The organism is Paraburkholderia piptadeniae, assembly GCF_900007165.1.
GTDB lineage: Bacteria > Pseudomonadota > Gammaproteobacteria > Burkholderiales > Burkholderiaceae > Paraburkholderia > Paraburkholderia piptadeniae.
In genome coordinates this window covers 1-308 of record NZ_CYGY02000151.1, presented here as the reverse complement: position 1 = coordinate 308, position 308 = coordinate 1, and the positions used below count along the sequence as shown (strand labels likewise).

Here is a 308-nt window from a genome sequence, read left to right as displayed (position 1 = left end):
CTCATCTTTTCTGGCGCTCGCATCAGCTCCAGCTCAGGGCCGACGCGGAAGCGAGCCGCTTTACGTCGCCTGGCGCCGGCCGCCGGCTGCTCGTGGTTCACGAGCGCGAGCCGGTTGCGCAGTCCATGCTGCTCATTGCAAAGCTTCAAGGTTTCGACACAGCGTCCAGCAACTGCGAAGACCTTGCGGACAGTTTGTCTGCCTTACGTCCGCAACTGGTCTTTCTCGATGGCGAGTGGCATGGTGCGTTGAAAACCGCGGCCATCGACCTGTGCAGGCGGCAGGCCAGGCGCTGCCGCATTGTGCTG

1 protein-coding gene is annotated in these 308 nt (G+C 63.0%); it reads left to right on the top strand.

The features are described 5' to 3' along the window. Window positions 1-125: 125 nt before the first annotated feature. Window positions 126-308: hypothetical protein (locus BN2476_RS47860; RefSeq protein ID WP_218274611.1), on the top strand; the 183-nt coding region annotated here is incomplete at its 3' end.